Below are 18,502 nucleotides of genomic sequence, written 5' to 3'. Positions count from 1 at the left end.
TACACTGATCGGCCCGAAAAAGCTCAGCGCCGCCTGCTTTCCGCTGAGGTTTGACGCCGCGCCCAACCGGCGCACGCGAGAATCGCCGCCGTCGAGTCACCCGTCGACATTGGCCAGCGCAGCACGTGACATTGAGCCGGGTCCAATTATTAACGTCTCGCAGGTTAGAAAATGGACGAACAACTGAAGCAAAGCGCTCTCGCGTACCACCAGAATCCGAAGCCCGGCAAGATTTCGGTCACTCCGACCAAGCCGCTTTCGAATCAGCTCGACCTGTCGCTGGCGTATTCGCCGGGTGTTGCAGCCGCGTGCATGGCCATCTTCGACGAGCCGCTCGACGCGCAGAAGTACACGTCGCGCGGCAACCTCGTCGGTGTGATCACGAACGGCACGGCCGTCCTGGGTCTCGGCAACATCGGGCCGCTCGCCGCGAAGCCGGTGATGGAAGGCAAGGGCTGTCTCTTCAAGAAGTTCGCCGGCATCGACGTGTTCGATATCGAGCTGAACGAGTCCGATCCCGACAAACTCGTCGACGCGATCGCGATGCTGGAGCCGACGCTCGGCGGCATCAATCTCGAAGACATCAAGGCGCCCGAATGCTTCTACATCGAGAAGAAGCTGCGCGAGCGCATGAAGATTCCCGTTTTCCATGACGACCAGCACGGCACGGCGATCATCGCGTCGGCGGCGATCCTCAACGGCCTGAAAGTGGTCGGCAAGAAGCTCGAAGAGGTCACGCTGGTGTGCTCGGGTGCGGGCGCGGCGGCTATCGCCTGTCTGGACCTGCTCGTCAATCTGGGCCTGTCGAAGAAGAACGTGCTCGTCGTCGATTCGAAGGGCGTGATCTACGAAGGCCGCGGCAACCTGGACCCGTCGAAGGAGCGCTACGCAGCGAACACCGAAGCGCGCACGCTGGCTGACGCGATCAAGGGCGCGGACGTGTTCCTCGGCTGCTCGAGCGCGGGTGTGCTGAAGCCTGAGATGGTCAAGGAAATGGGCACGCAGCCGCTGATTCTCGCGCTGGCGAACCCGGAGCCGGAAATTCGCCCCGAAGAAGCAAAGAAGGTGCGGCCGGACTGCATCGTCGCGACGGGCCGTTCGGACTATCCGAACCAGGTCAACAACGTGCTGTGCTTCCCGTTCATCTTCCGCGGCGCGCTGGATGTCGGCGCCACGACGATCACGGAAGAAATGAAGCTCGCGTGCGTGCGCGCGATCGCTGAACTGGCGGAAGAAACCGATCAGGGCGATGAAGTCGCGAAGGCGTACGAAGGCCACTCGCTCGAATTCGGCCCCGACTACCTGATTCCGAAGCCCTTCGATCCGCGTCTGATCATCAAGATTGCGCCCGCCGTCGCGCAGGCGGCGATGGATTCGGGGGTCGCCACGCGCCCGATCCAGGACATGGACGCGTATCGCGAGCAACTCGGCGCAACCGTCTACCGCACGGGCATGGTGATGCGCCCGGTGTTCGCGGCGGCGAAGGCCCAACCGGCGCGCATCGTGTTCGCGGAAGGCGAAGACGAACGTGTGCTGCGCGCCGCGCAATTCGTGCTGCTGGAAAAGATCGCGAAGCCAATTCTGGTTGGTCGCCCGAGCGTCATCGAGATGCGTCTGAAGAAGATGGGCTCGAAGCTCAAGTGCGGCGAAGACGTCGAGATCGTCAATCCGGAAGACGATCCGCGTTATCAGAAAAGCTGGCAGGCGTATCACGAGATCGGCGCGCGCGAAGGCGTCACGCCGGAAGTCGCGAAGGCGGCAATGCGCAAGTTCAACACGCTGATCGGCGCGATTCTCGTGCACCTCGGCGATGCGGACGGCATGATCTGCGGTCTGATCGACACGTACCACGAGCATCTGAAGTTCGTCGAGCAGGTGCTGGGCAAGGCAGAGAAGGTGGACAACTTCGCCGCGATGAACCTGCTGATGCTGCCGGGCCGCAATCTCTTCATCAGCGACACGTACGTGAACGAAGTGCCGACGGCCGAACAGCTCGCCGACATGACGATCCTCGCCGCACGCGAGATCGAGAAGTTCGGCATTGCGCCGAAGGTGGCGCTGTTGTCGAACTCGAACTTCGGCAGCGTCCCGTCGTCGTCGTCGGCACGCATGGCGGCCGCACGCAAGCTGATCGCCGAACGCGCGCCGCACCTCGAAGTGGATGGCGAAATGCACGGCGACGCCGCGTTGTCGGAAGCGGTGCGCAAGGCCGCGTTCCCCGGAACGACGCTGACGGGCGAAGCGAACCTGCTGATCATGCCGAACGTCGAAGCGGCGAACATCACGTACAACCTGCTGAAGATGATCGGCGGCGAAGGCGTGACGGTCGGTCCGTTCCTGCTCGGCGCGGCGAAGCCGGTGCACATCCTGACGCCGGCGGCCACCGTGCGCCGGATCATCAACATGACGGCTGTCGCTTCGGCGAATGCCAACGTGGAGCGCAACGTCGCGAAGTAATCTTCGTTCGTTGATGCGATGAAAAAAGGGCACCGCGAGGTGCCCTTTTTACTTCGGGATTGGCTGAACGTTATGCCACGTGCCGTTCCACACCACCTACCGGCGAACGCCACTTGGCGAGCAACGACGCCCACTTCGACCGCACGCCCTTCAGGTTGTTCTCCTTGACGTGACCATACCCGCGAATCCCATCCGGCAGATTCGCAAGCTCGACAGCCAGCGCACGCTTCTCCGTGGTCAGCCCGCCGACCAGCTCATGCACCAACGTCTCGTACTCGACGATCAGCGCCCGTTCGGTGCGACGCTCTTCCGTCTTGCCGAACACATCGAGCGCCGTGCCGCGCAGGAACTTCATCTTCGCGAGAACGTGCATTGCGTTGAGCATCCACGGACCGTACTGCTTCTTCACCAGATGCCCATGCGCATCCTTCTTCGAGGTAGCGGGCGGCGCGAGGTGGAACTTGAGCTTCCAGTCACCCTCGAAATTCGCCTTTAGCTTCTCGACGAACGCCGGGTCCGAATAGAGCCGCGCCACTTCGTACTCGTCCTTGTACGCCATCAGCTTGTGCAGATTCTTCGCGACGGCTTCCGTCAGCGGCATCTGGCCGTCGACGGCATCGAGCTTCGTTTCGGCGGCGCGCACGGTTTCGACTAGCTTGCGGTAACGCGTCGCGTACGCTTCGTTCTGGTAGGCGGCGAGATACTGTGCGCGTTTGTCGATCAGCGTATCGAGTGCCTTCGGCGTATGCAGCGAAACGATCTTGCCGCTCGCGGCATTCGCCGTGTTGCCGTCATCGATTCGATCCTGCATCTGCGCGAGCTTGCGCACGCCAGCCAGATCGTGCGCCGCGCGGCGGCCCCATTCGAACGCCGCGCGATTCTTCTCGACCTGCACTGCGTTCAACTCGATCGCGCGAATCAGCGACTCGTGCGTGAGCGGCAGCCAGCCCTTCTGCCATGCGTAGCCGAGCACGAACGGGTTCGTGTAGATCGCGTCGCCGAGCAGCGCGACCGCGAAGTGATTCGCGTCGACGGCGGCGACATTCTCGTCGCCCGCTGCCACGCGGACGTCCGCATCGGCGTTCGCGCCTGGGAAGCGCCAGTTCGGGTTCTTGATGAACTCCGCAGTCGGTGTCGGCGCGCTGTTCAACACGACGTGCGTTTGACCGGCCTGCATCCGCGACACACATTCGTCGCTGGCCGTCACGAGCGAATCGCAGCCGATCACCAGATCCGCTTCGCCCATCGCGATCCGTGTCGCGTGGATGTCGGCGGGCTGGTTCGCGATCTGCACGTGGCTCATCACGGCGCCCCCTTTCTGCGCGAGGCCCGTCACGTCGAGCACGGTGACACCCTTGCTTTCGAGGTGCGCGGCCATGCCGAGCAACGCGCCGATCGTCACGACGCCCGTGCCGCCAACGCCCGTCACCAGCACGCCATACGGCCTCGCGATGGCGGGAACGTCAGGATCAGGAACGGGCGGCATCGCGTCGCCCGCGACACCCGACGCTTTCGGCTTGCGCAGTTGCCCGCCCTCGACCGTCACGAAGCTCGGGCAGAAGCCCTTCAGACACGAGTAGTCCTTGTTGCAGGTCGACTGGTTGATCTGCCGCTTCGTGCCGTACTCGGTTTCGAGCGGTTCGACGGACAGGCAGTTCGACTGCACCGAGCAATCGCCGCAGCCTTCACACACCGCCTCGTTGATCACGACGCGCTTCGCCGGATCGGGATAGGCGCCGCGTTTCCGACGGCGGCGCTTCTCGGTTGCGCAGGTCTGGTCGTAGATCAGGATCGTCGTCCCTTCGATCTCGCGCAGTTCGCGCTGCACGTCGTCGAGCTGGTCGCGATGATGAATGTCGATGCCCGGCGCAAGGCCGACGTTCGCGTTGTACTTCTCGGGCTCGTCGGTGACGATGACGATTTTTTTCGCGCCTTCGGCGGCAAGCTGATGCGTGATCTGCGGCACCGTCAGCACGCCGTCGACGGGCTGGCCGCCCGTCATCGCGACGGCATCGTTATAGAGAATCTTGTAGGTGATGTTCGCCTTCGACGCGATCGCCGCGCGAATCGCGAGCAGACCCGAATGGAAGTACGTGCCGTCGCCGAGGTTGGCGAACACGTGCTTGTCGTTCGTGAACGGCGCCTGGCCGACCCACGCGACGCCTTCGCCGCCCATCTGGCTGAACGTGCTGGTGCTGCGGTCCATCCACACGGTCATGTAGTGGCAGCCGATGCCCGCCATCGCGCGCGAGCCTTCGGGCACATTCGTCGACGTGTTGTGCGGACAGCCGGAGCAGAACCACGGCTTGCGCTCCGCCTGAACGCGCGGGCGCGCGAGCGCCTTTTCCTTCGCTTCGATCACCGCGACGCGCGTGGCGATGCGCGCGCGCACGTCGGACGGCAGGTCGAACTTGTCGAGCCGCGTGGCAATCGCCTTTGCGATCAGCGCGGGCGAGAGTTCATAGTGCGCGGGCAGCAGCCAGTTGCCCATCGGCACCGACCATTCGCCGCCTGCGCCGTCCTTCTCGTCGAACTTGCCGAACACGCGCGGACGCTGCGCGTCGGGCCAGTTGTACAGCTCTTCCTTGATCGCGTACTCGAGAATCTGGCGTTTCTCTTCGACCACGAGAATTTCTTCGAGGCCACGCGCGAAAGCCTGCGCGCCTTGCGCCTCGAGCGGCCACACGCAGCCGACCTTGTACAGGCGAATGCCGATGCGCGAGCAGGTTTCGTCGTCGAGGCCGAGATCGGTCAGCGCCTGGCGCACGTCCAGATAAGCCTTGCCGCCCGTCATGATGCCGAAGCGCGCAAGCGGCGAATCGATCTCGACGCGGTCGAGCTTGTTCGCGCGCACATAGGCGAGCGCGGCGTACCACTTGTAGTCGAGCAGACGCGCTTCCTGCACGAGCGGCGGATCGGGCCAGCGAATGTTGAGGCCGCCTTCGGGCATCGCGAAGTCGGTCGGCAGAATGATTTGCGTGCGGTGAGGATCGATATCGACGGATGCCGATGACTCGACCACGTCGGTCACGCACTTCATTGCGACCCACAGGCCGGAGTAGCGGCTCATCGCCCAGCCGTGCAGGCCGAAGTCCAGATATTCCTGCACGTTCGACGGAAACAGCACGGGCAGGCCGCATGCCTTGAACAAGTGTTCGGACTGGTGCGCGAGTGTCGACGACTTGGCGGCGTGATCGTCGCCGGCCAGCACCAGGACGCCGCCATGTCGCGACGAACCTGCCGAGTTGCCGTGCTTGAATACGTCGCCGGAACGGTCGACGCCCGGACCCTTGCCGTACCACATCGAAAACACGCCGTCGTATTTGGCGCTGGGATACAGGTTGACCTGCTGCGAGCCCCACACGGCGGTGGCGGCGAGGTCTTCGTTGACGCCTGGCTGGAACACGACCTGGTGCGCGGCGAGATGCTTCTTCGCCTTCCACAGCGACAGGTCGAGACCGCCGAGCGGCGATCCACGATAGCCCGAGATGAACCCGGCCGTATTGAGCCCGGCGGCCCGGTCGCGTTCCTGCTGCAGCATCGGCAGGCGGACCAGCGCCTGGATGCCGCTCATGTACGCGCGGCCGCGTTCAAGCGTGTATTTGTCGTCGAGCGTGACGGACGTCAGCGCGGCTTCGAGCGAGGCTCGCTGACCGGCGTCTAGCGGGGCATTCATTATGTGTACTCCTCCACCCAGTTTGGGATCGCCAAAATCTGCTTGGCCTCGGCATCTTGTGAATGCTTCGGCCGGGGTCGCCATGTTGACGGCTTTTGATCGATGGTAGCACTGGTAAAAACCCGCCGCCTATCGTCGGAAACACCACGATGCGGAACAAATCACAAAAGAAAAGTCATGCGTATGACCGTGCGCAGGGTTTTTCGTTTTTCGCTGTTACAGGGTGTAAAAGCTTGCAACGCGTGGAACTGGTCTTGAAATGTCGGTCTAAACTCCCCAACTGCATGAATCGCAACGTTCCGCATGCTGCGGAGCTTCGCTGTGCAGTCGAAAAAGGAGTACGCATGAACACGAAACACATCCAGACCTTCCTGATGGTCTCGGCGGCATTCTTCGCGATGAGCGCGCCGATGCGCCCCAATAGCGCCAATGCGCTCGCGAATGCCGTTACGCGCACCACGCAGGTCGCAGCGACAACGGTCGCCGTGAACCAGCGGCGCGAATCCGACGATACGGAGCAGCGTGGCTGACGCGCTCTGGCGGTTGATCAAATGATCTTCCGCGGCGCATGAACAGATGAGAGCCGGCTGAAGGAGAGAAACGCCGGTTCTTGAATGCAAAAGGCGAGGATCGTACGATTCCTCGCCTTTTCTTATTTGGCTCTGACTTTTGAGTAGCGTGTCAGGCCTTGTCCTGCACGACTCCGCGACGAATCTGATCGAGTTCGATCGATTCGAACAGCGCCTTGAAATTACCCTCGCCGAAACCCTGGTTGCCCTTGCGCTGGATGATCTCGAAGAAGATCGGTCCGATCTGGTTCTCGGTGAAGATTTGCAGCAGCAAGTCTTCGCGTGCACCGTCGATCAGGATCTTGCGTTTGCGCAGTTCGTCCAGCGGCTCGCCGTGATTCGGCACGCGGCGGTCGACGAGTTCGTAATACGTGTCGATCGTATCGAGCAGCGAGATGTTCGCGCCGCGCAGGCCGTCGACCGTCGCGTAAATGTCGTTGGTGCCGAGCGCGATATGCTGGATCCCTTCGCCGTGGTACGCATCGAGATATTCCTGGATCTGGCCCGCCGTCTCCGAACCTTCTTCGTTGATCGGAATGCGGATCTTGCCGCACGGCGACGTCATCGCCTTCGATTTGACGCCCGTCACCTTGCCTTCGATATCGAAGTAGCGCACTTCGCGGAAATTGAACAGGCGCTCGTAGAACTCGGCCCATTCCTGCATGCGTCCGCGATGGACGTTGTGTGTCAGGTGATCGATGTAGGTGAGGCCGTGGCCGACGGGATTCGGGTTCGCGCCCGGAATCGGTTCGAAGTCGACGTCGTAGATGTTGATGTCGCCGATGCTGTTCGGCGCCGCGCCGTTCTTGCCGCGCCAGCGGTCGACGAAATAGATCAGCGAATCGCCAATTCCCTTGATGGCGGGAATGTTCAGTTCCATCGGGCCCGTCTTGTTGTCGAAGCCCCATGCGCCGAGCTCGAGCGCGCGCTGGTACGCCTTCGCCGCGTCCTGCACGCGGAACGCGATCGCGCAGATCGACGGGCCGTGCAGACGCGCAAAGCGCTGCGCGAACGAATCGGGCTCGCCATTGACGATGAAGTTGATCTCACCCTGACGGTACAGCGTCACGTTCTTGTGGCGATGCTTCGCCACCGCCGTGAAACCCATGCTCTCGAACAGCTTGCCGAGCGCGACCGGGTCCGGCGCGGTGTACTCGATGAACTCGAAGCCGTCGGTGCCGACGGGATTTTCCCAGGTTGAAACCTTCATGTCTGTCTCCTCGACTGTGTGCGGGGGCGCGTCGCGCGATCTGATGAAGAACAGTGTAGTTGCCGGTTGGAGAAGAAAACTTGCGAAATTAATCGGCGAATACTACGCTCGGGCTATTTTCTGGCGCTTAATCAGCCTTGGACGGCAGAACATGGCTCAAATTGAGATAGACGCGATCGACCGGCGCATTCTCGCGATCCTTCAGGAAAATGGGCGCCTGTCGAATCAGGAAATCGCCGACCGGGTGAACCTCTCGCCGAGTCCGTGTTTGCGGCGTATCCGCAGACTGGAGGAAATCGGCGTGATTCGCGGATATGTCGCGCTGCTGGATTCCCAGATGCTCGGGCTCGATCTGCTTGCCTACATCAACGTGCGGCTGGAAAAGCGCGGCGGCCCGGCGCTCAGCGCGCGCGCCGACGGCACCCAAGGCCGTGCGGGCGCGACGCATTCGGAACTGTTCCGCGTGGCGGTGCAGGGCTGGCCGGAAGTGGTCGCGTGCTACGCGATGACGGGCGACATGGACTACCTGCTGCGCGTGCAGGTGCGCGACATGGCGCACTTTTCGCGATTCGTGCAGGACCAGTTGCTGCGGCATCCGTCGGTGATCGACGTGAAGTCGAGCTTCTCGCTGGAGAAATTCAAGGAGACGACCGCGCTGCCGCTTTGAACGACGGGCGGCGCATCGCCCAAATGAAAAGGGCGGCCCGTTGAGGAGCCGCCCTTTGGCGAATGTTCTTTTGCGCCGAAGCTTACGCGGCGATCGCGGTCGGAATGAACGACTCGATCAGCTTCGACGTGTTGCGCGCCTGGCGCTTGAGCACGTAGTCGAACACGGCGGCCTGTTCCTGCAGCATCTCCGAGATGATGCTGTTTTGATCTGCCGGCGCGAGCGTCAGGTAGGCATCCGCCTCGCCGTACGCGTATTCGATCTTCATGCCCGCCTTCTTGGCGATGTGCATCATCGTCGTGTTGCGCGACAGGCAGTGGATATACAGCGTGGTGACGTGCGTATTGCGGCTGCGGATGGCGGCGCGCTCGAAGAGCTTCGTGCCGATGCCCTGGCCGCGCACGCTTTCCGACACCGACACGCCGAATTCCGCGGTGCGCGTATCGCCTTCAGCCGGCAGATACGCCAGATGGCCGACGCCGACCAGTTCCAAATGACGGTCGAACACGCCAAACACGGTGTCGCGGCTGAAATCCAGCATGCGAACGTAGTTTTCGATGACGTGGTCCGGCGTGACCTGGCCGAAGCGCAGCAGGCGATCGTCTTCGTCGAGTTCGAGGAAGTGAGCGAGCAGACGCTCGCGGTCTTTCTCGCTGAGTTCCCGGATCAGAACAGGCGCGCGGCCGGCGACATTCAGCAAGCGATCGACAACGATCGGCTCGGCGGCGCGGACGGTTTGCTGATTCATGGTGGGTTCTCCTTTAGCTATGCGGCATGACGCGCCGCAATAAGCATTCTAATGGAAAACCCGAATCAGCACTCGGGAAAACCCTTATGTGAGCCGAGAGTGCAGTCTAAAAATATGCAGCCTGTGTTATATGTAGTTGATTTTTAAGAGAAATATTCTTGGTTGTCGCGCACAACCAGTGCGTCGTCTTGCCACAACGACGGCACGGTATTTGCTGCGCGACAGCATCCAATCGACGCCGAACGTGTGGCGGCGCGCACCTCAACTGCCAGCACCACCCTCCGGTGCACTCGTGGCCAGTCCGTGATCCACCATCGCGACGACCTGTTCCGCGAATTCCCGGTAGCCCATCCGGCCGCCCGGCTTCAGCCAGGTGAACGTCCAGTTGATCATGCCGAACACCATCATCGTGAGGGCCGTCTGGTTTTCACGCGCGACGCGCTCGGGGTACGCGCGCGCCAGTTGCCGCGCGAACGCGGCAACCACGTCGCGCTGACGGTTCAGGACGATCTCCCGCTGCGACTCGACCAGATATTTGACGTCGTTCAGCAACGCGACGTGCCGGCTGTGCGAGGTCTCGTACTCGGACAGGAATGCGCGAATCAGCTCGGCGAAGGTTTCGCGCTCGGTGAGTCCGCGCCGCTGGCTCGCGCCTTCGACCTCGGCGATGATCAGCATCAGTCGCTTCGTGTAGCGGTCGAGCAGGTCGAAGAGAATCGCTTCCTTGCTCTCGTAATAGTGATAGAGGCGCGCTTTCGACGTGCCGCTCGCCGCGGCCAGATCGGCCATCGACGTGCTCGGATAGCTCGTTTGAGCGAATTTTTCGGCGGCCAGGTCGAGAATCTGGTCGCGCTGGCTTTCATGATCTGGGGCTCGTGTACGGGCCATGATTATTCTGTTTGGTCTTAAGCGGGAGAAAGGGTCGCGCGCGTGACGTTCATTTCGAGCGAACGCCAGTCATCCGCGTCGCCGCGCAACTGCAACTGGCCAGCCGCCGCGAGTTCGCGCAGCCGCCATAGCACGAGGCTGTCGCTGACCAGCAAGCCGTTATCCGCCGCCATCACGTAAGCGGCGACGCGGCCAGCGGGCTGCCAGCCCTCCACAGCGTGTTCGAAGATTCGGGCGTCCAGTTCGGCGAACGTGCCGGTCGTAAAAGTGTTGTCACGCCAGCGGCGCAGGTCGGCGTCGACAACTTTTACTTCCTGCCATTCGAGCGCAAGCCTGCCGATGCGCAACACCGAAATCGGCGCGGCGCTGCGCAGGCGCTTTTGCAGCAGATCGGGCGCGAACATGCCCACGGAAGTCGCGCGGTCGGGACGGCGCAGCGGGGCGCTGGCGTCGCCCGTGAGATCGTCGATCGACAGACGTACTTCGTTGAGCCGCTCGGGCATCTCGCGCAGATGGAAGCACACGCGGCGCAGCGTCAGTTGATCGGCGGCACTCTGGCCGTGCCACACGACCACATGCGTCGTTCCGTCGACCACCGCTTTCAGTTCGTCCGCCTGCTGTTCGAGTCCGGCGAGAAAATCGCGTGTGCTGTCGCCAATGACGCCTTGCCAGAAATCGGCACGTACCTGCGGCGTATCGTCGATACCGTGCAACGGTCCGGCGGCCAGATCGTCGCGCAAAGCCAGCACGACGTCCGCACGGCGCGCCTGGTCGAGCGCCTTGCGCAGAGAATCGGCGGCGACGTCGCCATTGGTGATGTGGATCGTGCTCATGGTCATTGACGGTCGATTCGCACGCGCTTCGAGCGCAATACGAAGCGTGGTTTGATTACATGGTTCAGTCAGATAACGGAAAAGGCCGCCCGTCCGGGGAATGCGTTTCCCGTGACAGGCGGCCCCTAGTGTAAGCGGATCGCGTGTGTGCCGAAAGCGACGATGCGCACGTTCGGTGCATGGCGCACGGCGCCATGCGGGCATCAACGTTCGTCGTAGCTGACCACGATCTTGTCGCTGACGGGATGGCACTGGCAGGTCAGCACGTAGCCGTCGCGGATTTCATGCTCTTCCAGCGTGTAGTTCTTTTCCATCTTCACTTCGCCTTCCAGCACCTTCGCGCGGCAGGTGCAGCAGACGCCGCCCTTGCACGCATACGGCAGCGCGAGTCCGGCGCGCAGGCCGACGTCGAGCACGCTCAAGCCCTGATACGGCAGACGCAGCTTGCGCTTCTTGCCGTCGAGGACGATTTCGAGATCGGCGGTCGGCGTATCGTCGGTGATTTCCGCGACGGGCACGCCCGCCTGCGGCAGCGGCGTGCCGAAGCGCTCGACATGCACCTTCGCCTGCGGCACGCCCGCTGCCTTCAGCGCGGCTTCGGCGGCGTCCATCATCGGACCGGGGCCGCAGATGAAAGCTTCGTCGATCGAATCCGAAGGCACGAGCGTCTCGAGGAACGACTCGCACTTCGCCTGATCGAGCGCGCCGTTGAACAACTCGACGTCCTGGATATCGTCGGACAGCACGTGGTACAGCACGAAGCGGTTCATGAACCGGTTCTTCAGGTCTTCGAGCTCTTCCGCGAACATGATCTGATCGACGCTGCGGTTGCCGTAAATCAGCGTGAACGCGCTGCGCGGCTCGAGTTCGAGCGTCGATTTGACGATGGCCAGCACGGGCGTGATACCCGAGCCGCCCGAGAACGCGACGTACTGCTTGCCGTGGTCGGCGTTCAGGTGCGTGAAGAAGCGGCCGTCCGGCGTCATCACGTCGATCGTGTGGCCGGGCTGCAGCGTATCGAACGCGAAGTTCGAGAAGCGGCCGCCGCGTACGCGCTTGATGCCGATGCGCAACTCGCCGTCGCGGTCGTAATCGGTGACGCCGACACAGATCGAATACGAACGGCGCGTTTCTTCGCCGTCGATATGCGTCTTCAGCGTGACGAACTGGCCCTGCGTGAAGCGATACTGCTCGCGCAGTTCGGCGGGAACTTCGAAGGCGACGGAGACCGCATCGGCGGTTTCGGGCCGCACTTCCCGGATGCGCAGCGGATGAAATTGCGGGGTAGCCATATCAGTACGGTTTGAAATAGTCGAAGGGTTCGCGGCAGTCGACGCAGCGGTACAGTGCCTTGCAGGCAGTCGAGCCGAATTGCGCGAGGCGTTCCGTGTGCTTCGAGCCGCAACGCGGGCAGGCGGGCGCGGGCAGCGAGCGCGGGACGAAGCGGATCACTTTCTCTTTCGATCCAGCGTTCGCGGTGGGCTCGCCGCTGCCACAGTTGCCCGTCGGCGGCGCGATGCCGTAGGCGCGCAGCTTGTCGCGGGCGTCGTCGGTGATCCAGTCGGTGGTCCAGGCGGGTGCGAGCACGGTTTGGACGCGATACGGCGCAAATCCGGCCGCGTCGAGTGCATGGCCGATGTCTTCCGCGATCTGCGACATCGCCGGGCAGCCCGAGTAAGTCGGCGTGATGACGACTTCGAGCGCGCCATCGGCGGCGTGGCGCACGTCGCGCAAAATGCCCAGTTCGCGAATCGACACGACGGGGATTTCCGGGTCGGGCACGGCTTCGAGCACGGCCCACGCCTGGGCGAGCGCGTGATCCGGTGCAAGGGCGGCTGTTTGAGCGGTCGACATCATCGTGGATCTCACCTGTTGGATCGACGGATTACCAGCTTGCGCCCGGATGCTGGCGCGCGAGGCTTTGCATTTCGGCGAGCAGGAAGCCCATGTGCTCCGAATGCTCGCCATGCTTGCCCGTCGTGATGTGCCTGACGGGTTCGGGTAGCGTAAGCGTCGCTTCGTCGAGCGCGGCGCGCACGTCTTCCAGCCACAGTGCTTCCAGTTCCGACGTCTTCGGACCGATGCCGGCGGCGGCGATTGCGTCTTCCGTCGCGTCGGCGCTGAAAAATTCGCGTGTGTACGGCATCAGATAATCGAGCGCAGCCTGCGCGCGGCGATGGGATTCGTCCGTGCCGTCGCCGAAACGCACGAGCCACTCGTGAGAGTGATGCACGTGATACTGCGTTTCCTTGATCGACTTTGCGGCAATGGCGGCCAGCTGTTCGTCCGACGAACCCGTCAGAGCCGACCAAACGTGCAACATCAGCGTCGAGTAAAGGAAGTTGCGCACGATCGTGACCGCGTAGTCCTTGTCTGCGCGCGCCGTGCCCGCGAGCGGCCCGACATGCGGCAGCTCGGCAAGCGTGTAGTTCGCGAACTCGCGCTCGGCGCGGAAGAACGCGTAGTCGTCTTCCGTGCGGCTCTGGCCGGTCAGCGTCTTTTCCAGATCGGCGGCGTGCGTGTAAAGCAGGCGCGCCTGACCGACCAGGTCGAGGCTCATGTTCGACAGCGCGATGTCTTCTTCGAGAATCGGGCCGTGGCCGCACCATTCGGCGTTGCGCTGACCGAGGATCAGCGCGGTGTCGGCGAGGCGCAGCACGTAGGCGAGGTGTTGGGGTGTGATATCCATGACTCGCGCTTACATGTGGTTGACTTCGTCGGGCAGCTGATAGAACGTCGGATGGCGATAGATCTTGTCTGCCGCCGGTTCGAACAGTTCTGCCTTGTCGTCAGGCGCCGATGCCGTAATCGCCGACGACGGCACCACCCAGATGCTCACGCCTTCCTGGCGGCGCGTGTAGACGTCGCGTGCCATGCGCAGTGCCATCGACGCGTCCGACGCGTGCAGGCTGCCGCAATGCTTGTGGTCGAGTCCCTGCTTGCTGCGCACGAAGACTTCCCAGATCGGCCATTCCTTGTTCATCGCTATCTCCTTCCAGTCCTTCCAGATTCGGGGCGCCACTCAGGCGGCGTGTTGCTGCGCGCGCTGGCGCTGTTTTTCGGCATGGGCGAGGGCGGCTTCGCGGACCCAGGCGCCGTCGTTGTGCGCCTTCACGCGCGTGGCGAGGCGTTCCTTGTTGCACGGGCCGTCGCCGTTGACGACGCGCCAGAATTCATCCCAGTCGAGGTCGCTGTAGTCGTAGTGGGCGCGCTCTTCGTTCCACTTCAGATTCGGGTCCGGCAGCGTGACGCCCAGCACCTTGGCTTGTTCGACCGTCGCGTCGACGAATTTCTGACGCAGATCGTCGTTCGTGATGCGCTTGATGCCCCACTTCGCCGACTGGTTGCTGTGGACGGAATCCTTGTCGCTCGGACCGAACATCATCAGCACCGGATACCACCAGCGGTTCACAGCCTGCTGGACCAGCTCGCGCTGCGCGTCGGTGCCTTTCATCATCGCGAGCAGGGCGTCGAAACCCTGACGCTGGTGAAACGACTCTTCCTTGCAGATGCGGATCATCGCGCGGGCATACGGGCCGTACGTGCAGCGGCACAGCGGAATCTGGTTCATGATCGCCGCGCCGTCGACCAGCCAGCCGATCACGCCGACGTCCGCCCAGGTCGGCGTCGGGTAATTGAAGATGCTCGAGTACTTCGCCTTGCCGGAGTGCAGCCCGTCGATCATCTGGTCGCGCGTGACGCCGAGCGTTTCAGCCGCGCTATACAGATAGAGACCGTGGCCGCCTTCGTCCTGCACCTTGGCCAGCAGGATCGCCTTGCGCTTCAGGCTCGGCGCGCGCGTGATCCAGTTCCCTTCCGGCAGCATGCCGACGATTTCCGAGTGCGCATGCTGAGAGATTTGACGGACCAGCGTCTTGCGGTACGCGTCGGGCATCCAGTCTTGCGGTTCGATCTTGCCGTCGGCGGTCATGACCGCGTCGAAACGGGCCTGCTCGGGCGAACTGGCAGCCGCGTCGAGCGGGGCAACGTTGCCGGGGATGTCGAGGGATTGCGTGTACATATCGAACGCTCTCGTCATGAGTAAGTGTGTGTTCGGCAGTATAAACCAACCGTCCGGTCGGTTAATAAATTTTTCGAGATAGGCCGGTAGGGGTTTGCACTATGCAATCGTGCACAATGAGCGGCTTGTGTCTTTAACCATTTTTCACCGATCAATCAGTCGCAATGACCAATCGTTCTCTCGCCGTCGTGTGTGGCGCGGTTCTGTCTTCCTTTTTGCTGGCGTCGGCTCCCGTTTCGGCCGCCGATAATCCGTCGCCCTGGGTCACCGCCTGGGCGACCGCGCTCCAGCCGATTCCGCAAATATCCAGTCCACCTCCGTTGTACCGGGCGCCTGAGGTTGCGGGGCGGACGTTTCGGCAGATCGTGTATCCGACGTTGTCGGGCGAGGTCGCGCGCATCCATATAAGTAATGCATATGGGAAAGCGCCGCTGGTCATCGAGGATCTGCGGATCGCGCGGTCGGGTGCCGGCGCGGCTATTCAGGTTGGAACGGAGGCGCGGGTGACTTTCGGCGGGAAGCCGGCAGTCAGCGTGCCGCCGGGCGGAGAAATCGATAGCGATCCCGTCCGCGTCGGGATTGCGGCCGGCGTGCCATATGCCGTCAGCAGCTATATGGGGCGCGAGCAAAACCTGGTCGCGTGGCATCGTGTGTCGAGCCAGGTCAACTATCTGTCGATGCCAGGCAACCACACCGGCGACGCCTCCGCCGACGCTTACCGGCAGCGCGTCACTCAGTTCGCGTGGGTAACGGGTGTGCAGGTCGAGGCGCCTTCGTCGGCGACGATTGCGGCAATCGGCGATTCGATCACGGACGGAATGCGCTCCAGTCTGAATCAGAACCGACGTTGGCCGGATGCACTGGCGCGACGGGTGGCGCAGAGTGGCGACAAGTCGGTGGCGGTCGTCAATCTGGGAATCAGCGGAAACCGGCTATTGACGGATTCGCCGTGCTACGGAGATGCGCTCGCGTCGCGCTTCGGGCGGGACGTGCTGGCCCAACCGGGCGTGAAGACGGTAATCCTGCTGATCGGCATCAATGACATCAACTTCGCAGCGATGCCGCCGCACGGCGGCCTGGATTGCGACGCACCGCATACGCAGGTGACAGTGGATGGGCTGATCGCGGGTTACAAGCGCGTGATTGCGGCGGCGCATGCGCGCGGGGTGCGGATTTTCGGTGCCACGTTGACGCCGGCGGCGCTGCCGCCGCAGCGCGAAGCGATTCGCACGGAGGTGAACCAGTGGATCCGGACGAGCCATGCGTTCGATGGCGTCGTGGATTTCGACGCTGCGCTGCGTGACCCCGCCGATCCGACGCGCCTGCGACGCTCGTTCGACAGCGGAGACCAGATTCATCCCAGCGACGCAGGCTATTCAGCGATGGCGGATGCGATTCCACTGCAACCGGTGGTGAACTCGACAAGGAAGTGACCCCGAAAAAAACTTTGCGCCATACCCTTGTCACGGGGCGCGGGATGGCCTAAGATTCGCGTCCTCGTTGAGCAGCAGGCAGTTGGATGCGACGCAACGGGGCCGCGGCAGAAACGGCGCGGTCGTGAAGTCAGCAGGGTTTTTCAGGCGATGCTAAAAAAACCGGTTGACGAAACGAAAAAGGTTCTTCATAATCTCGTTTCTCTGCTGCTGACGCAGCAACGCGGTGAAAGCAAGGCGCTTCCCGCGAATGTTCTTTAACAATCAACAGCCGATAAGTGTGGGTGCTCGATGGCGGCGCGCGGTGATCTTCGGATCACTGATATAGCGAAAGTAATCGAGTCTCACACAGAAGTAATTGAGGAAGGTTTGAGCAATCAGATCTTTCGTCAGTGATTTTGAGTGAGCGACCGGTTCTTAACGGAACCGAAAAACAGTAACAGGTTTGAACTGAAGAGTTTGATCCTGGCTCAGATTGAACGCTGGCGGCATGCCTTACACATGCAAGTCGGACGGCAGCGCGGGGGCAACCCTGGCGGCGAGTGGCGAACGGGTGAGTAATACATCGGAACGTGTCCTGGAGTGGGGGATAGCCCGGCGAAAGCCGGATTAATACCGCATACGCTCTATGGAGGAAAGCGGGGGATCTTCGGACCTCGCGCTCAAGGGGCGGCCGATGGCAGATTAGCTAGTTGGTGGGGTAAAGGCCTACCAAGGCGACGATCTGTAGCTGGTCTGAGAGGACGACCAGCCACACTGGGACTGAGACACGGCCCAGACTCCTACGGGAGGCAGCAGTGGGGAATTTTGGACAATGGGGGCAACCCTGATCCAGCAATGCCGCGTGTGTGAAGAAGGCCTTCGGGTTGTAAAGCACTTTTGTCCGGAAAGAAAACCTCCGTCCTAATACGGTGGGGGGATGACGGTACCGGAAGAATAAGCACCGGCTAACTACGTGCCAGCAGCCGCGGTAATACGTAGGGTGCAAGCGTTAATCGGAATTACTGGGCGTAAAGCGTGCGCAGGCGGTTCGCTAAGACCGATGTGAAATCCCCGGGCTTAACCTGGGAACTGCATTGGTGACTGGCGGGCTAGAGTATGGCAGAGGGGGGTAGAATTCCACGTGTAGCAGTGAAATGCGTAGAGATGTGGAGGAATACCGATGGCGAAGGCAGCCCCCTGGGCCAATACTGACGCTCATGCACGAAAGCGTGGGGAGCAAACAGGATTAGATACCCTGGTAGTCCACGCCCTAAACGATGTCAACTAGTTGTCGGGTCTTCATTGACTTGGTAACGAAGCTAACGCGTGAAGTTGACCGCCTGGGGAGTACGGTCGCAAGATTAAAACTCAAAGGAATTGACGGGGACCCGCACAAGCGGTGGATGATGTGGATTAATTCGATGCAACGCGAAAAACCTTACCTACCCTTGACATGTACGGAACCTTGCTGAGAGGTGAGGGTGCCCGAAAGGGAGCCGTAACACAGGTGCTGCATGGCTGTCGTCAGCTCGTGTCGTGAGATGTTGGGTTAAGTCCCGCAACGAGCGCAACCCTTGTCCCTAGTTGCTACGCAAGAGCACTCTAGGGAGACTGCCGGTGACAAACCGGAGGAAGGTGGGGATGACGTCAAGTCCTCATGGCCCTTATGGGTAGGGCTTCACACGTCATACAATGGTCGGAACAGAGGGTTGCCAAGCCGCGAGGTGGAGCCAATCCCAGAAAACCGATCGTAGTCCGGATCGCAGTCTGCAACTCGACTGCGTGAAGCTGGAATCGCTAGTAATCGCGGATCAGCATGCCGCGGTGAATACGTTCCCGGGTCTTGTACACACCGCCCGTCACACCATGGGAGTGGGTTTTACCAGAAGTGGCTAGTCTAACCGCAAGGAGGACGGTCACCACGGTAGGATTCATGACTGGGGTGAAGTCGTAACAAGGTAGCCGTATCGGAAGGTGCGGCTGGATCACCTCCTTTCCAGAGCTTCGCGTCTCAAAGT

At 62.0% G+C, this 18,502-nt stretch carries 14 protein-coding genes and 1 rRNA gene; 5 read left to right on the top strand and 10 right to left on the bottom strand.

The window, feature by feature from the left end:
* The first annotated feature begins 171 nt into the window (after window positions 1-171).
* The gene (locus PPGU16_RS15380) at window positions 172-2,457 is read left to right on the top strand and encodes an NADP-dependent malic enzyme (protein WP_180720801.1); all 2,286 of its coding nucleotides are present in this window, start codon (window positions 172-174) and stop codon (window positions 2,455-2,457) included.
* A 70-nt stretch (window positions 2,458-2,527) separates the two neighbouring features.
* Here PPGU16_RS15380 and PPGU16_RS15375 read toward each other — a convergent pair whose 3' ends face one another.
* Window positions 2,528-6,133 carry an indolepyruvate ferredoxin oxidoreductase family protein gene (locus tag PPGU16_RS15375; protein ID WP_180720798.1) on the bottom strand — a complete coding sequence of 1,202 codons (3,606 nt, stop codon included), beginning with the start codon at window positions 6,131-6,133 and terminating at the stop codon, window positions 2,528-2,530.
* A gap of 344 nt (window positions 6,134-6,477) precedes the next feature.
* On the opposite strand from PPGU16_RS15375, the gene PPGU16_RS15370 reads away from it, so the two are divergent.
* Window positions 6,478-6,663 (top strand): hypothetical protein, encoded by a 186-nt coding sequence (locus PPGU16_RS15370; protein ID WP_091778999.1) that lies wholly within the window; start codon window positions 6,478-6,480, stop codon window positions 6,661-6,663.
* A 151-nt stretch (window positions 6,664-6,814) separates the two neighbouring features.
* On the opposite strand, the gene hppD is transcribed toward PPGU16_RS15370, so the two are convergent.
* Entirely contained in the window at window positions 6,815-7,912 is a 1,098-nt protein-coding gene (gene hppD / locus PPGU16_RS15365; protein ID WP_180720796.1) for a 4-hydroxyphenylpyruvate dioxygenase, read from the bottom strand.
* A 151-nt stretch (window positions 7,913-8,063) separates the two neighbouring features.
* Here hppD and PPGU16_RS15360 point away from each other — a divergent pair, with 151 nt between their 5' ends.
* Complete coding sequence (locus PPGU16_RS15360) at window positions 8,064-8,579, top strand: Lrp/AsnC family transcriptional regulator (RefSeq protein ID WP_180720794.1); 516 nt, start codon at window positions 8,064-8,066, stop codon at window positions 8,577-8,579.
* An 82-nt stretch (window positions 8,580-8,661) separates the two neighbouring features.
* Here PPGU16_RS15360 and PPGU16_RS15355 read toward each other — a convergent pair whose 3' ends face one another.
* The 8 genes from PPGU16_RS15355 to paaA all read right to left on the bottom strand — a co-directional run bounded on the left by PPGU16_RS15355 (window position 8,662) and on the right by paaA (window position 15,069).
* A complete protein-coding gene (locus PPGU16_RS15355; protein ID WP_180720792.1) occupies window positions 8,662-9,327 on the bottom strand; it encodes a GNAT family N-acetyltransferase in 666 nt (221 codons plus the stop codon).
* 261 nt (window positions 9,328-9,588) lie between these two features.
* Window positions 9,589-10,215: a TetR/AcrR family transcriptional regulator gene (locus PPGU16_RS15350; RefSeq protein ID WP_180720790.1), complete on the bottom strand. Its 627-nt coding sequence runs from the start codon at window positions 10,213-10,215 to the stop codon at window positions 9,589-9,591.
* A gap of 17 nt (window positions 10,216-10,232) precedes the next feature.
* Window positions 10,233-11,048, bottom strand: coding sequence for a DUF1835 domain-containing protein (locus tag PPGU16_RS15345; protein WP_180720788.1), 816 nt, complete (start codon window positions 11,046-11,048; stop codon window positions 10,233-10,235).
* A 203-nt stretch (window positions 11,049-11,251) separates the two neighbouring features.
* Window positions 11,252-12,340, bottom strand: coding sequence for a 1,2-phenylacetyl-CoA epoxidase subunit PaaE (paaE, locus tag PPGU16_RS15340; protein WP_180720786.1), 1,089 nt, complete (start codon window positions 12,338-12,340; stop codon window positions 11,252-11,254).
* 1 nt (window position 12,341) lies between these two features.
* Window positions 12,342-12,905 carry a 1,2-phenylacetyl-CoA epoxidase subunit PaaD gene (paaD, locus tag PPGU16_RS15335; protein ID WP_180720784.1) on the bottom strand — a complete coding sequence of 188 codons (564 nt, stop codon included), beginning with the start codon at window positions 12,903-12,905 and terminating at the stop codon, window positions 12,342-12,344.
* Between the two features lie 28 nt (window positions 12,906-12,933).
* Window positions 12,934-13,737: a 1,2-phenylacetyl-CoA epoxidase subunit PaaC gene (gene paaC / locus PPGU16_RS15330; protein WP_180720782.1), complete on the bottom strand. Its 804-nt coding sequence runs from the start codon at window positions 13,735-13,737 to the stop codon at window positions 12,934-12,936.
* Between the two features lie 9 nt (window positions 13,738-13,746).
* Window positions 13,747-14,031, bottom strand: a complete 285-nt coding sequence (gene paaB / locus PPGU16_RS15325; RefSeq protein WP_007733491.1) for a 1,2-phenylacetyl-CoA epoxidase subunit PaaB — start codon at window positions 14,029-14,031, stop codon at window positions 13,747-13,749.
* 39 nt (window positions 14,032-14,070) lie between these two features.
* On the bottom strand, window positions 14,071-15,069 hold the full coding sequence (gene paaA / locus PPGU16_RS15320; RefSeq protein ID WP_180720780.1) for a 1,2-phenylacetyl-CoA epoxidase subunit PaaA: 999 nt from the start codon (window positions 15,067-15,069) through the stop codon (window positions 14,071-14,073).
* 164 nt (window positions 15,070-15,233) lie between these two features.
* Here paaA and PPGU16_RS15315 point away from each other — a divergent pair, with 164 nt between their 5' ends.
* Window positions 15,234-16,502, top strand: a complete 1,269-nt coding sequence (locus PPGU16_RS15315; RefSeq protein ID WP_180720778.1) for an SGNH/GDSL hydrolase family protein — start codon at window positions 15,234-15,236, stop codon at window positions 16,500-16,502.
* Between the two features lie 447 nt (window positions 16,503-16,949).
* Window positions 16,950-18,480, top strand: a 16S ribosomal RNA gene (locus tag PPGU16_RS15310).
* The last annotated feature ends 22 nt before the right edge of the window (window positions 18,481-18,502 follow it).

The organism is Paraburkholderia largidicola (assembly GCF_013426895.1).
Taxonomy (GTDB): domain Bacteria; phylum Pseudomonadota; class Gammaproteobacteria; order Burkholderiales; family Burkholderiaceae; genus Paraburkholderia; species Paraburkholderia largidicola.
The sequence above is the reverse complement of the archived record's forward strand: the minus strand, read 5'-3'. Positions and strand labels throughout refer to the sequence as shown.